Origin of the sequence: Bizionia hallyeonensis, assembly GCF_042657385.1 — a bacterium.
Classification (GTDB): Bacteria; Bacteroidota; Bacteroidia; order Flavobacteriales; family Flavobacteriaceae; genus Algorimicrobium; species Algorimicrobium hallyeonense.
This window is the reverse complement of the sequence record NZ_JBHSLA010000002.1, coordinates 232410-247233: the sequence shown is the minus strand read 5'-3', so window position 1 is coordinate 247233 and position 14824 is coordinate 232410. Positions and strand designations below refer to the sequence as shown.

Annotated in this window: 16 protein-coding genes; 6 read left to right on the top strand and 10 right to left on the bottom strand. The window is 34.1% G+C overall.

The genetic code is table 11. The features are described from left to right. Window positions 1-20: 20 nt before the first annotated feature. The 4 genes from ACFPH8_RS06545 to ACFPH8_RS06530 all read left to right on the top strand — a co-directional run bounded on the left by ACFPH8_RS06545 (window position 21) and on the right by ACFPH8_RS06530 (window position 2706). A complete protein-coding gene (locus ACFPH8_RS06545) occupies window positions 21-1043 on the top strand; it encodes a formimidoylglutamase (protein WP_376859491.1) in 1023 nt (340 codons plus the stop codon). Continuing rightward, window positions 1030-1497, top strand: a complete 468-nt coding sequence (locus tag ACFPH8_RS06540) for a GNAT family N-acetyltransferase (protein WP_376859489.1) — start codon at window positions 1030-1032, stop codon at window positions 1495-1497. Before ACFPH8_RS06545 ends, ACFPH8_RS06540 begins: the two co-directional genes overlap by 14 nt. A gap of 51 nt (window positions 1498-1548) precedes the next feature. Continuing rightward, window positions 1549-2382: an MBL fold metallo-hydrolase gene (locus ACFPH8_RS06535; RefSeq protein WP_376859487.1), complete on the top strand. Its 834-nt coding sequence runs from the start codon at window positions 1549-1551 to the stop codon at window positions 2380-2382. 126 nt (window positions 2383-2508) lie between these two features. Beyond that, window positions 2509-2706 (top strand): hypothetical protein, encoded by a 198-nt coding sequence (locus tag ACFPH8_RS06530; RefSeq protein WP_376859485.1) that lies wholly within the window; start codon window positions 2509-2511, stop codon window positions 2704-2706. Window positions 2707-2969: 263 nt separating this feature from the next. Here the strand turns inward: ACFPH8_RS06530 and ettA are convergent, their stop codons facing one another. The 7 genes from ettA to ACFPH8_RS06495 all read right to left on the bottom strand — a co-directional run bounded on the left by ettA (window position 2970) and on the right by ACFPH8_RS06495 (window position 7474). Further along, window positions 2970-4661: an energy-dependent translational throttle protein EttA gene (gene ettA / locus ACFPH8_RS06525; protein WP_248399925.1), complete on the bottom strand. Its 1692-nt coding sequence runs from the start codon at window positions 4659-4661 to the stop codon at window positions 2970-2972. A gap of 77 nt (window positions 4662-4738) precedes the next feature. Next, window positions 4739-4921, bottom strand: a complete 183-nt coding sequence (locus ACFPH8_RS06520; RefSeq protein WP_066256404.1) for a CAL67264 family membrane protein — start codon at window positions 4919-4921, stop codon at window positions 4739-4741. Between the two features lie 104 nt (window positions 4922-5025). Continuing rightward, window positions 5026-5742: a pirin family protein gene (locus tag ACFPH8_RS06515; RefSeq protein ID WP_376859482.1), complete on the bottom strand. Its 717-nt coding sequence runs from the start codon at window positions 5740-5742 to the stop codon at window positions 5026-5028. 84 nt (window positions 5743-5826) lie between these two features. Further along, entirely contained in the window at window positions 5827-6264 is a 438-nt protein-coding gene (locus tag ACFPH8_RS06510; protein WP_248399929.1) for a MarR family winged helix-turn-helix transcriptional regulator, read from the bottom strand. Window positions 6265-6281: 17 nt separating this feature from the next. After that, window positions 6282-6578, bottom strand: coding sequence for a GNAT family N-acetyltransferase (locus ACFPH8_RS06505; RefSeq protein WP_248399931.1), 297 nt, complete (start codon window positions 6576-6578; stop codon window positions 6282-6284). After that, complete coding sequence (locus ACFPH8_RS06500; RefSeq protein ID WP_376859479.1) at window positions 6568-7116, bottom strand: NADPH-dependent FMN reductase; 549 nt, start codon at window positions 7114-7116, stop codon at window positions 6568-6570. The genes ACFPH8_RS06505 and ACFPH8_RS06500 overlap by 11 nt, the downstream gene beginning before the upstream one ends. 1 nt (window position 7117) lies before the next feature. Next, the gene (locus tag ACFPH8_RS06495; RefSeq protein WP_376859477.1) at window positions 7118-7474 is read right to left on the bottom strand and encodes a DoxX family protein; all 357 of its coding nucleotides are present in this window, start codon (window positions 7472-7474) and stop codon (window positions 7118-7120) included. A gap of 145 nt (window positions 7475-7619) precedes the next feature. Here ACFPH8_RS06495 and ACFPH8_RS06490 point away from each other — a divergent pair, with 145 nt between their 5' ends. After that, on the top strand, window positions 7620-9248 hold the full coding sequence (locus ACFPH8_RS06490; RefSeq protein WP_376859475.1) for an acyl-CoA carboxylase subunit beta: 1629 nt from the start codon (window positions 7620-7622) through the stop codon (window positions 9246-9248). Continuing rightward, window positions 9248-10519 (top strand): MFS transporter, encoded by a 1272-nt coding sequence (locus tag ACFPH8_RS06485; protein WP_376859473.1) that lies wholly within the window; start codon window positions 9248-9250, stop codon window positions 10517-10519. Before ACFPH8_RS06490 ends, ACFPH8_RS06485 begins: the two co-directional genes overlap by 1 nt. Window positions 10520-10565: 46 nt before the next feature. Here the strand turns inward: ACFPH8_RS06485 and ACFPH8_RS06480 are convergent, their stop codons facing one another. From ACFPH8_RS06480 to ACFPH8_RS06470, 3 genes are all read right to left on the bottom strand, one after another. Then, window positions 10566-12710, bottom strand: a complete 2145-nt coding sequence (locus tag ACFPH8_RS06480; RefSeq protein WP_376859471.1) for a YfbK domain-containing protein — start codon at window positions 12708-12710, stop codon at window positions 10566-10568. Between the two features lie 73 nt (window positions 12711-12783). Beyond that, window positions 12784-13851, bottom strand: a complete 1068-nt coding sequence (locus ACFPH8_RS06475; protein WP_376859469.1) for an AMP-binding protein — start codon at window positions 13849-13851, stop codon at window positions 12784-12786. 6 nt (window positions 13852-13857) lie between these two features. Continuing rightward, a complete protein-coding gene (locus ACFPH8_RS06470; RefSeq protein WP_248399945.1) occupies window positions 13858-14817 on the bottom strand; it encodes a CPBP family intramembrane glutamic endopeptidase in 960 nt (319 codons plus the stop codon). Window positions 14818-14824: the final 7 nt, after the last annotated feature.

Here is a 14824-nt window from a genome sequence, read left to right as displayed (position 1 = left end):
ATATCTAATTTACATCATTTATGGATAAACTGGTACTGTTTAATGAGTCAAACCTCAATTCGCTAATTTATAAGCGTCCAGATGAATCCAAATTTGGAGAGCATATTAAAATAATTCCCAAACCTACAGATATATACGAGCAACTTAAAAATTTGGACGTTCAGTATATAATTTTTGGTATTCCAGAAGATGTTGGTGTATTTGCTAACCTCGGAAAATCGGGCACTTCCAAGGCTTGGGATGCCTGCCTTAAAGTTTTGTTAAATATTCAAAGTAACGCGTTTACACATGCACATAAGGTTTTAATTCTAGGCCATTTGGATTTCTCTGAAGAACTGAAAATGCTATCACAGCTGAACCAGGCCAATCCAAAAAATCTTCAAAAATCTCGTAAATTGGTAAAACAAATAGATATCCATGTCGCCCAATTAATTTCCACAATTGTTAAATCTGGAAAAACACCCATTGTTATTGGTGGTGGCCATAACAACGCTTACGGAAATATAAAAGGAACATCACTCGCTTTGAAAAAGCCTATAAATGTTATTAATTTTGATGCACATTCAGATTTCAGAGCTGAAGAAGGCAGACATAGCGGAAATGGTTTTAGTTATGCTTATTCTGAAGGTTTTTTGAAAAAATATTTTATTTTCGGATTACATGAGAACTATACGTCTGCTGCTATTTTTAAGCAATTAGAAAATAATTCACACATAGATTTCAACACATTTGAAGCACTGGAAATACGAAAAGAAGTAAAGTTTAAAACCGAAATAAATCGCGCCTTACAATTCATTAACTCAAAACCGTATGGAATTGAATTAGATTGTGATGCTATTCAGAATACGCCAAGTAGCGCCATGTCACCTAGCGGATTCAGCGTTAGTAAAACACGAATGTTTTTAAATGCTGTAGCACAAAGTAAACACGCCATGTATCTTCATCTGTGTGAAGCTGCTCCAACGCCAGAAACTGAAGCCCAAGTAGGTAAACTCCTAACGTATTTAATAACCGATTTTATTAGAGCACATGCCAATACTTGAAATCATCCCATTTGAAAAACAATACGCTAAAAATTTTTATGCGTTGAATATGGAGTGGCTTGAAACCTATTTTTATGTAGAACCGTTTGATGAAGAAGTTTTAAGCAATCCGGAAACCTATATTATTAACAAAGGAGGTCATATATTTTTTATTCGAATAAAGCATAAAATAGTTGGAACGGTTGCTCTTATGCCAACGCCTAATAAAAAGGTTCTAGAACTTACTAAAATGGCTGTTTCACCAGAATTGCGCGGTCAAAATATGGGACAGAAATTAATGCAATATTGTATTGAGTTTGCCAGAAAAGAAAACATCAAACAACTACTGCTCTACTCAAACACAAAATTAGTAAATGCTATTTATATTTATGGAAAATTTGGGTTTGTAGAAATTCCTGTTGAAACCAATTCGCCCTATAAACGCGGTAACATAAAGATGATTTTAGATTTGTAGTTTCGGCTTCTTTTATAATAATCGTATCTTTATTTTCTAATACGGTCTAATATGAAAACTAAATATCTTTCAATCTTTTTCCTTACCATTTTATTTTATGCTTGTAAATCGGATAAAGAACAATCAGCGCCTATCTTGAATGAAACTGAAATAAAAACCGAAACAATGGTTAAGGTACCGTCAAAAACAGATACACCTAATTATTACGTTGAATCTGATATCAAAATAACACCCATTGAACATGCCAGCATGGTTATTACTTTCCATGACACCTCAATTTATGTGGATCCTGTTGGTGAAGTAGTTCGTTATGCAGATTTTAAGAGTCCATCTTTTATTTTAATCACAGATCTTCATGGCGATCATTTGGATATTAAAACTTTAGAAGCAATCAATACCACAAACACCATTATTATAGGTCCTCAAGCTGTTAAAGATAAATTACCGGAATCTTTATTGGCCAATTTTACCGTTTTGGAAAATGGTCAGAAAAAAGATGATTTCTTGAACAAAACGGCAATGTATATTGAAGCAATTCCCATGTATAACTTAAGAGAAGAGGCTTTAAAATTTCACCCTAAAGGACGTGGAAATGGCTATATTTTAACTATAAATAAGACGCGCATATATATTTCTGGTGATACAGAAGATATTCCTGAAATGCGAAACCTTAAAAATATTGATATTGCTTTGGTTTGTATGAATTTACCCTACACCATGCCAATTGAAGCTGCGGCTGATGCTGTTTTAGCTTTTCAACCAAAAACGGTTTTGCCATATCATTATCGTGGCAAGGAAGGATTTAGCAATGTAGAAAGTTTTAAAAAACGTATTAACGACCAAAACAAGTCCATTGAAGTGATTCAATTAGATTGGTATAAATAATCACAATATTTTCATTTTTAGTTGATTAGTCAAAAAAATATTTTATATTTGACTAGCTATTAACCCAATCTATTACCTACTATGTTTCTTAAATGTACTACCTATCTGTACCACAGTTTTGTTTTAATGGAACAAATTAGCATTGTAAAAATACTTGCTATTACTGTTGTATTCTTTTTAATCCTACTCATATTAGGTGTTAGAAAATCAATAATTTTAAAAAAAGAAAATGAGCGTTTAAGCAAATCTTCACCATCTATAGATAAAGATATTAATAAACCTTATAAGGATTTTACCGAAGGACACATGTATAATAACCATTAAGTTACAGTAATGGAAATACTTATTTACATGGTCATTTTTAATTTTTTAGTTTTAATGATTGCTTTTAAAACGAAAATTGGGTTATATACTATTTCTCCAGAAAAGCGATGGAAAAAAGCCAATGATAAATTTGAAAAAAATTTAAGCGCCTTAAAAAAAAATAGAAGTTGATAATTTCAAAATGGATTCCGGGCATATGTATGAATCCGAATAACAAATACTAAAAAAAAAGCCTCGTAATTACGAGGCTTTTTTTTAAACAATTAGCGAACTAATTTTTTATACTTAATACGTTTTGGCATCATATCGCCACCCAAACGTTTTTTCTTATTTTCTTCGTAATCGCTAAAACTACCTTCAAAAAAGTAGACTTCACTATTGCCTTCAAACGCTAAAATGTGCGTACAAATTCTATCTAAAAACCAACGGTCGTGACTAATTACGACGGCACAACCTGCAAAGTTTTCTAAACCTTCTTCTAATGCACGTAATGTATTTACGTCCAAGTCGTTTGTAGGCTCATCCAATAATAAAACGTTACCTTCTTCTTTTAATGTCATGGCTAAGTGCAAACGGTTACGTTCACCACCAGATAATAATTTCACTTTTTTATTTTGTTCACCACCTGAAAAATTAAAACGACTCAAATAGGCTCTAGAGTTAACTTCTTTTCCACCCATCATTATTAAATCCTGTTCATCACTAAAATTCTGCCAAATGGTTTTTTCTGGGTCTATATTAGAATGACTTTGATCCACGTAAGCAATTTTTGCTGTTTCACCCACTACAAATTCGCCTTTATCAGGTTCAATTTCACCCATAATCATTTTAAAAATCGTGGTTTTACCTGCACCATTTGGACCAATAATTCCAACGATTCCTGCTTGTGGTAAATTGAAATTTAAATCTTCGTATAATAATTTATCATCATAACCCTTACTCACGCCTTTGGCTTCAATAACATTGGTTCCTAAACGTGGACCATTAGGAATATAAATTTCTAATTTCTCATCCAATTGTTTTTGGTCTTGACTCATTAATTTATCGTAGTTATTTAAACGCGCTTTTTGTTTGGTTTGACGACCTTTAGCGCCTTGACGTACCCATTCTAGCTCACGTTCCAACGTTTTCTGACGTTTAGAAGCTACTTTACTTTCTTGAGCCATTCGTTTTGATTTCTGGTCTAACCACGATGAATAATTTCCTTTCCATGGAATACCTTCCCCTCTATCTAATTCCAAAATCCATCCAGCTACATTATCCAAAAAGTATCTATCGTGCGTAACGGCAATTACAGTTCCTTTATATTGCGCTAAATGATGCTCTAACCAATGTACAGACTCTGCATCCAAGTGGTTCGTTGGCTCATCTAATAATAATACGTCAGGTTCTTGCAATAATAAGCGACATAAGGCTACACGACGGCGCTCACCTCCTGAAAGAATGCCAATCTTTTTATCGCCATCTGGCGTTCTCAACGCATCCATGGCTATTTCTAATTTAGTGTCTAATTCCCAAGCATCTGATGCATCAATTTGATCTTGAAGAATAGCCTGACGATTCATCAGCTTTTCCATTTTATCGGCATCTGAATATACTTCCTCCAGACCAAACATATCATTAATTTTATTATACTCGTCCAAAATAGCTACAGTTTCGGCTGCGCCTTCCCGAACAACTTCCATAACCGTTTTCTCATCATCTAATTGAGGTTCTTGCTCTAAATAGCCCACTGAATAATCTTGAAGAAAGGTAACATCACCTTGGTAGTTTTTATCTTGACCTGCAATAATTTTTAATAAGGTGGATTTTCCAGACCCATTAAGACCTAGAATTCCAATTTTTGCGCCATAGAAAAAACTTAAATAAATGTTTTTTAACACAGGTGTGTTGGCACCTGGAAATGTCTTGGTTAAACCAGACATGGAAAAGATTACTTTTTTATCGTCACTCATAATATTGTTCTGTTATTGAGTTATGTTTTTATAATGTTATAATTTAAATAGGACTCTATAAGGAGCTTGAATACAGACTAAACACGCCCTTTCAAAGCATTGAAAACCCAAGCGATTGCGAAAAAACCGATTCCAACAGCTGCAAATCCCCAACCTGCTACATCATCATATCTAAATGCACCAAGTGCTATTAATGCCAATCCTACGAAAATCATAATGGCAGTCGCCCAAGCTAAAACCGTATTTTTATTCATTGCCATAATTTGTTATTTTATTTAAAAGTTAACAAATACAAATATCGTGATTTTTAACAGAAAAAGCAGCCTTTAAGCTGCTTTTTAATTCTATTATCTCATGAAAATTATCATATTGGAACCTCGATAAATAGTAATCCCGAATCTTTATTTGCTTGAATTAAAAACGTATCCGTTTCTGAAATACCCAAAGCATCTCTAGTTTCCAATGTTTCTTTTTCTATGGTTACATTTCCAAAAATATTCATAATATACACCCCATGATTTTTACTTTTTAGTTGATATTCAAATGTTTTGCCTCCATCTAAATCCATTCTTGAAATAATGGCATCTTGATGAATTTTTAAACTACCTTCATGATTAGCATCAACCGATGTTACTAATGTTTGTAGCGCATTTTTCCTATCTAATTCATTAAACGCCTTTTGTCCATAACGTGGTTCTACATTTTGCTTGTTGGGAATTACCCATATTTGAAACAAGCTTAAATGTTCATCATTGGACCCATTTATTTCAGAATGATGCACGCCAGTTCCAGCACTCATTACTTGAACTTCGCCAGGCAAAACCGATTGCCAGTCTTCCTTCATGTTGTCCCGATGTTTTAAAACACCACTTAAAGGAATGGTAATAATTTCCATGTTTTCATGTGGATGTGTTCCAAATCCCATTTTAGGCGCAATAACGTCATCATTTAAAACGCGTAAAGCGCCATATTGCATGTTATCTTTATTAAAATAGTTAGCAAAACTAAATGAGTGATTTGCTTGCAACCAACCATGATTGGCAAACCCTCTGTTTTCGGCTTTATGTAGAAGTGTTTTCATTTTAGTACCCACGAAAGTGAGTGGTTTTAATTTTTTAATCCAACCAAAGGAAGGACATTATTAAATATAAAATTGAAAAATATGCTATCGTAATTTATCTAGTAAATCACTTAAATGTCCCGCTTCATCCTCTGTAAGATTTTCTAAAAAATCTAGATTCAAATCGGCAGAAATTTCTTGAATGAGTGCCAATCCTTCTTTTGTAATATGAATATAAACTACTCGTCTATCATAATCACATGGCATACGCTCTATCAGGTGTTTTGCCGATAGTTTATCCATGAGTCGTGTAGCATTTGGTGCGCGTTCAATCATCCGATCCTTAACAGTTTGCGCCTTTAAAGGTTCTCCTGCACCTTTTAAAATTCGTAATATATTATACTGCTGTGGTGAAATACCAAAAGGCTTAAAAAAAGCATTCTGTTTATTGGTAATCCAACCGGCTGTAAACAGGATATTTATTAAAGCTTTGACTTTATTATTTTCAAAACGTGAATTGACATCATCAGCTATATTTCCCATTATCTCAAATTTAAAATCTATGAATTTTTATCATAAATAATATCTCTATAATCTTCTTGTTTCTTTTTAAAAACATGTTGCGCATAGGAACAACTAGCTACCGCTTTTAAATTATTTTCACGCATGAATGCAACAGCGGCATCAATAAGTTTATAACCAACACCTTGACCGCTTAACGAGGCATCTACTTCAGTATGATTGATATCAATAACATCATCAGACTGAAATCTATATGTCATTTCGGCTTTTTGCTCGCCATCTATTTCAATATAAAATTTGCCGCTTTTATCTTGTTTTTTATGTTTAACTTCCATGATTAATCTCGTTTTTAAATAATTCAACTTTATTTTTTAATTCTATGTTTAGGGCTTCTTCAATCAGTTTTCCGCCTTGAAAATTGGTTCCAAACATGGGTAAAGAAAATTCTGCTATAATGTGCGCTTCATGTCGTGGAAATCGATCTTTAGCAATGGCTAAAACAGATGCACCTCCTCTACCGCCTGGTGATGCTGCCATTAAAAACATAGGCTTATTAGCAAATGTTTTTGGATTAATTCGTGACATCCAATCGAAAGCATTTTTAAATACCGTACTGTAAGCCCCATTATGTTCTGCTAATGATATTAATAAACCATCGGAATTTTGGATGTGATTGAATAAATTTTTAGCTGAATCCGGATGACCATCTCGAGCTTCCAAATCAACACCAAAAAGCGGCATTTCAAAATCGTTTAAATCTAGAACAGTTACTTCAAAATTGGCGTCTTCTATTAAACCCGTTGTGTATTCCACTAACTGTTTGTTAATGGATTTCTTACTGTTACTTCCGGCAAATGCAATAATTTTTTTCATATTAATTTTGTAGTCTTTTGTTAAATATATACGACACCACCAATAGAATAATTGCTAGTACGGCCGCTACTTGTTCGCCGTCACCTATCATGTAATGCGCAAAAAACGCCAAAATAAATGCATAAAAATAACCTGCATACGCCCATTCTTTTATGGTTGTTAAACTTGGTGTCCATAATGCAATTAATCCCAGCAACTTAATTACCGCATACGGATAAATTAAATAGGTTGGATAGCCAAAATTGGTAAACATAGTAGCTACATCATCATACATAAAAAAATACATGCCTGCAGAATACAATAATAAAATAGACAGTAGTCCAGTAGCAACGTAATAAATAATTTTATCCTTTTTCATTTTAATGGTTTTAATATTAGACAGCAAATATACGAAACTATAAATTAGTTTCCAAGGAAACTATTTCCATGTAATGTTATTTAACAAAATAATCACTTTCAAACCTAAATCTACTTTCGTAAATTCGTAGCAAAGAAAAAATTCTATGGATATCAACTTCAATAAAAACGAAGATCATAATAAATTGCTTGTTTCCGAACTAAAAAAACGTCTCACCTATGTGAAACTTGGTGGTGGAAAAAAAAGCATAGAAAAGCAACATGCTAAAGGAAAATTAACAGCAAGAGAGCGTATTGATTATTTATTAGACGCTAAAAAACCAGCCATTGAAATTGCTGCTTTCGCGGGAGACGATATGTATGAAGAGCACGGAGGATGTCCATCCGCTGGGGTGGTTGTAAAAATGGGTTATGTAAAAGGTAAACAATGTTTGGTTGTTGCTAATGATGCGACCGTAAAAGCTGGAGCCTGGTTTCCAATAACTGCTAAAAAGAATTTACGCGCACAAGAAATTGCTATTGAAAACAGATTACCCATCATATATTTAGTGGATTCTGCTGGTGTTTATTTGCCTTTGCAAGATGAAATATTTCCAGATAAAGAACATTTTGGTCGTATTTTTAGAAATAACGCCATTATGAGTAGCATGGGAATTACCCAAATTGCTGCTGTTATGGGAAGTTGCGTTGCTGGTGGTGCCTATTTACCTATTATGAGTGATGAGGCCTTGATAGTTGATAAAACAGGAAGTATCTTTTTAGCTGGTAGTTATTTAGTAAAAGCCGCAATTGGTGAAACTATAGATAATGAAACACTTGGTGGCGCAACAACACATTGCGAAATTTCTGGTGTAACCGATTATAAAGCGAAAGATGACAAAGATGCTTTAGATAAAATTAAAAATATCGTTGATAAAATTGGCGATTATGATAAAGCAGGATTTAATCGTGCTGATGCTAAAAAACCGAAAGAAAACCAAGAAGATATTTACGGAATTATTCCAAAATCGCGTGCTGATCAATATGATATGTATGACATTATCAAACGTTTGGTTGATAATAGTGAGTTTGAAGAATACAAAGCCGGATACGGCCAAACCATTATTACCTGTTACGCACGTATTGACGGCTGGGCTGTTGGTATTGTTGCCAACCAACGTAAACTGGTGAAAACTGCCAAGGGCGAAATGCAGTTTGGTGGTGTAATTTATAATGATTCGGCTGATAAGTCTACCCGTTTTATTGCTAATTGTAATCAGAAGAAAATTCCTTTAATATTTTTACAGGATGTTACTGGTTTTATGGTTGGTAGTAAGAGTGAACATGGTGGGATTATAAAAGATGGTGCTAAAATGGTAAATGCTGTTAGTAATAGTGTGGTTCCCAAATTCACCATTATTTTAGGAAACAGTTATGGTGCTGGTAATTATGCCATGTGTGGAAAAGCGTATGACCCACGTTTAATTGTGGCTTGGCCAAGTGCTGAACTTGCCGTAATGAGTGGAAATAGTGCTGCTAAAGTCTTATTACAAATAGAAAAAGCATCGCTTAAAAAGAAAGGTGAAGAAATAACGCAAGATAAAGAAGATGAACTCTTCAAAAAAATTAAAGACCGTTACGACAAACAAGTATCTCCTTATTATGCAGCGTCGCGCATTTGGACAGACGCCATTATAGATCCTTTAGATACCCGAAAATGGATTAGTATGGGAATAGAAGCGGCAAACCATGCGCCTATTGAAAAGCCATTTAACATGGGCGTATTACAGGTATAATGTTTAAAAAACAATCAGCTTCATCAGCCTTTACTATCATCTTACTAATATTAGCTGGTGAAGCTGTTTTTGTTTTACCCTTTGTTTTAGCACGCATATTTAGACCTACTTTTTTAGAAGTCTTCGCAATCAACAATACGCAATTGGGGAGTTGTTTTTCGGTTTACGGCATTGTTGCATTTGTTTCTTATCTTTTTGGTGGTCCATTAGCCGATAAGTTTAAACCGAATAAACTTATGGCTGTGGCCTTATTTCTCACAGCTCTTGGCGGATTTTATCTTGCTTCTTATCCGTCTCTATTTTTACTCCATGTCCTTTACGGTTTCTGGGGATTTACTACCATATTTTTATTCTGGGCTGCCATGATTAAAGCAACTCGAATTTGGGGAGGCACCAATAATCAAGGTATTGCATTTGGTTTTTTGGATGGTGGTCGTGGTTTAACAGCTGCCCTATTTGGTACTTTAGGAGTATTGTTGTTTTCATTCTTTGTAACATCCAATATTAATGACACAAGCTTAAGTGAAAGACAAAGTGCTTTTAGAATGGTAATAATTGCTATATCTTTAATAGTTTCAGTAATTGGAGTTTTAGTTTATTTCTTTCTTAAAAATGATACTTATTCAGAACAAAACAGCAAAATTTCCCAAAAACTAACACTTCAAAACTTTAAAGTAATTATGAAATATCCAAGTGTTTGGTTGCTCATGATAATTATTTTATGTGCTTATTTTGGGTATAAAATGACAGACGTTTTTAGCCTATATGCAAAAGACGTGATGAAATACGACGATATCGATTCGGCTCAAGTTGGAACGTACCTTTTATACATGCGACCAATTATAGGTGTTACCATTGGTTTATTAGCAGATAAAACACGAGCCTCTTTTTGGATTGTTATTGGATTTCTATTGATGCTTTGTACAAGTTTAATTTTTTCGACGACCTTCATAAATAGTAATGAAACAATCCTATTTGTTTTATCTATTGTTATCATGGCCATTGGTGTATATTCCGCACGCGTTTTATATTTTGCCACGTTGGAAGAAGCTAAAATACCATTGGCGCTCACTGGTACTGCTGTTGGTTTTATATCTATAATTGGCTACACACCTGATATCTTTGCTGGTCCTATAATTGGATATTTATTGGATGCATCACCTGGTGTTTTAGGACATAGACATGTTTTTATGACCATGGCTATTTTTTCTTTTATTGGTTTATTAGCAGCTTTTGCATTCTATAAAATTTCAACAAAAAAGAACGCTTAATTTCTTAAGCGCTCTTTATTTATTTTTTAATTATACCATAAAATTATCACAGACTATTATATGCATTTACCAATCGAACAAACTCGGAACGGTAACCATTCCCATCCTGGCCTCTACCCTGTTTTGCTAAATCCAATACATCATTCAACTTGGAATTATTATCATATTCTGAATGACGCAATTGCATACCGTATAACGCAACAGCTGAAGCAAATTTCATATCAACTGATGCGTTTTCAACTTTATTTTCATGCACATGAACCATCTCGATACTTTTATCACCATCTGGTTTTTTGTATCGGAATTTCACGGTGAATAGTTCATCAGAGAAACTAGACGCATTTTCATTTTTGGTATATTTTAAATCAGAAATATCTTTTAAATAATGGCTTTTCACACCAACTGGAATAACTTCATATAAAGCCGTTACGGTATGGCCACTGCCTAATTCACCAGCATCTTTGGTATCATCAATAAAATCTTCATCAGCTAACAACCGGTTTTCATAACCTATTAATCGGTAGGCTTGAACAACCGCAGGATTGAATTCTACTTGAATTTTTACATCCTTAGCAATCGTAAATAAGGTTCCGCCAAATTCCTTTCCAAAAACTTTTTGTGCTTCCTGCATCGTATCAATATAGGCATGGTTTCCGTTGCCTTTATCTGCTAATGTTTCTAATTTTGAATCTTTGTAATTCCCATATCCAAACCCTAAAACGGATAGGAACACACCTGTTTTGCGCTTGTCTTCAATTAGTTTTTCCATATCTTTATCGGAAGAAGCGCCCACATTAAAATCACCATCTGTTGCTAGAATTACGCGATTATTACCGTTTTTCTTAAAGTTCTTTTCCGCCAAACTATAAGCCAACTCAATACCTTGTCCACCAGCTGTAGAGCCTCCAGATTGCAACTTATCTAAAGCTGCTATAATTTTCTCTTTCTCAATGCCAGATGTTGGTTCTAAAACCACACCAGCTGCTCCAGCGTAAACAACTATAGAAACATAGTCTTGAGGACGTAATTGATTCACCAATAATTTATAAGCTGATTTCAATAAAGGCAATTTATTCGCATTTCCCATAGAACCTGATACATCAATTAAAAAAGTTAAATTGGATGCTGGTAATTGGTCATTTTCATACGATTTTCCTTGTAAACCAACACGTACTAATTGCGTATCTGTATTCCAAGGCGTTTGAATTTGTTCGGTGTTTATGGAAAATGGATGTTTACCTGTTGGTTCCGGATAATCATAGTCAAAATAATTTACCATTTCTTCAATTTTAACTGAATTCGCTGGAATTTCTTGTCCATTATTAATCATCCGTCTGATGTTACTGTAAGATGCTTTGTCAACATCTATTGAAAACGTTGACAACGGTTTTGTTTTCACATTTTCGAAAGTGTTTTCAACAATTTCTTCGTAAATATCATTATTATCATACGTATTCGGTTGAATTATATGATGTTTGACTTCTTTAGGTAGTTTATAATTACTCCCTTTTGTTGTTACAATAATAACACCATTTGAACCTTGGGAACCATACAAAGCGCTACCACCTGCTCCTTTTATAACATTTGTACTCGCAATATCTTCAGGTTTCATTTTTGATAAAGTTTCCGCCGAAACTATAGTGCCATCAATCACAATAAGCGCTTGATTGTTTCCCGTTACCGAGCGATTGCCTCGTAAAACAATTCGAGTGCTTTGGTTAACACCTTTATTGTTAGTGTTTATTTGTAATCCTGATACTTTTCCTGACAAAGACTGAACTATATTTGGGTTGGAACTTTGTGATAGTTGTTCCGTACGAACACGCTGGTAAGACATCGTTCTTCTTGTAGCTTTTCGTTTGATACCTAAAGCAGTCACAACAACTTCTTCCAATGATTCAGAATCCACTTGCATGGCGAAGGAAATAGTGTTTGTGTTTTTCTTGATTTTTCGTTCTGCAGTTATATAACCGATAAATGAATAGGATATAGTAGCGCCTTCAATGGCTTGAATGGTATATAATCCGTCAAAATTGGTTTGAGTACCATCTGAAGTTCCTTTAACTATAATATTCACACCAGGTAATGGCAGTCCGTTTTCATCTGTAATAGTTCCCGAGATTGTTTTCTTTTGCGCGTGTATTTGCAAACTTATAAAAGCCACACATACAATTAGTAATAGATTTTTCATGGTTTTGTGTTTTAAATTCTAGGTAAACCTAAAACACTACAACCATAATAAAAACTAGGAATTCGTGAATGGGTTATTTGATTGAGGCAAGTGTCTTTTTTCGCTGTATTTTTCCAGAATGGGTTTCTTGAAAATGATTTACAAAGAAAATATCTTTAGGGATTTCATGTTTATGCAATCCTGTAAAGACGTCTTGTTTTATGGTTTTCTCTTCACCCTCAATAACTAAAATAACACGTTCGCCTAAATCGTTATCAGGTTGTGAAGCAATAAAAAATCGTTCATCTAAATGAGCTGTCAGTGTATTTTCAATTACTTCGGGATGGACTTTGACACCTCCAGAATTAATAACATGATCTATACGTCCTAACCATTCAAATGTGGATTTGTCTTGAATTTTAACCACATCATTCGTAACAATTATGGCTTCGGAAATGTTTTTAGCATCAATAACCAAACAGTCACGATTATCTTGTGAAATTATAACGCCCGGTAATACTTGAAAATACGGTTTCGGTGTTTCTTCAGAAAAATTATTAAGTTGCTTTACGGCAATATGGCTAACGGTTTCAGTCATACCATAGGTTTCATAAACTGTTGGTTTTATAGTCTGAATAATCTTCTTTAAATCTTTTGAAACCGGAGCTCCACCAACAATGATGGTTTTTATTTTGGCAACTTTAGCCAGATTCTTTTGCAATTGCATGGGAATCATAGCAGCAAATTGGTATGTTTTACGCGGATTAATTTCTAGTATTTTTTTTGGTGGAATACTATCTAAATGTAAACCCAACATCAAAGCACGAATTAACATCATTTTTCCGGCTATCGTTCCGGCAGGCAAACATAAAAGTGCGCGATCTTTTGGTTGCAATTCGAAAAAATTACCTGTGGTAAGTGCTGAATGCACCATAGCTTGTTTACTAACACCAATAGTTTTAGGTGTTCCAGTAGAACCTGATGTTTGTACCGTAAGTGTTTCATTTGAATCCAACCAATCTGCTAAAAATTCGCCAATAGCTATTTCAAAATCGTCACCTTCCTTGATGAAACTATAAGCGACTTCCTTTAAACCTTCACGATTATAATGAATACCATTTAGTTGAAAATGATTGTGAACTTTATCAAATGTTGGTGTCATGATTAATTAGTTGTTTGTTATATTTTCAGATTCTATTATTGGAGCTTCAACAGTACCAAACAATTTTTCTTTCCAATTGTTCCAATTATATTTTTTTGAAAACACAAAAAGTACAACTGGAAAAATTACAAAAACAGGCATAAACACATCCATAAAACCAGCTGCTCCAGGTAATGATGTGTCTTTAAATACGGAATGTGTTTGCAGTGCTGTCCAATCTGCAGTTACCAATAAAGCTGTAAACAAATTGTTGGCGGCATGAAACCCTAAAGCTAATTCTAAACCTTCATCCATTAATGTTGCAATACCTAAAAACAAACCTGTGCCTATATAATAAACCATGACGATGTAGCCTAATTGTTTAACTTCCGGGTTAGCTATATGTAAAAGTCCAAATACCACGGATGTGGTTAACAACGGCACCCATTTATTTTTAGTAATAACACCCATACCTTGCATTAAATACCCACGAAATAAGTACTCTTCAAAACTCGTTTGAAGTGGAATTAGTGCAATTGCAATAACGCATAGAATGATAAATGGGACGAGTTTAAAGTTTAAAACATAATCTTCCGGCGACAAAAAATAATCTAAAAAAATAAAACTAGTAGATACAAATCCCCATAAAATAAAAGCGAACCAAAAACGCTTCCAGTCAATTTTATCACGCGCAGTTGTTAAAGAAACGATGGATTGTTTATGAAGATATTTAGCCACAATAAAAACCCCTACCAAACCAGCTGCAAAAGATAGCAACATGAGGAACAGATTTAAATTTGGTTCCAATACTGTCATCATTTGCGCTTCCGTCATGCCAAAAGCATTACCACCATCGGAAACGGTTTTAAATAAAACAGCCAAGGTAAATGGCATTTGTCCTATCACGACCGCTAGAAAAATAATGAGGATTCCAATTATATATCGCCACCATTCGTGCAGACCTTTAAATGCTTGTGCTATGTACATGTTTTAT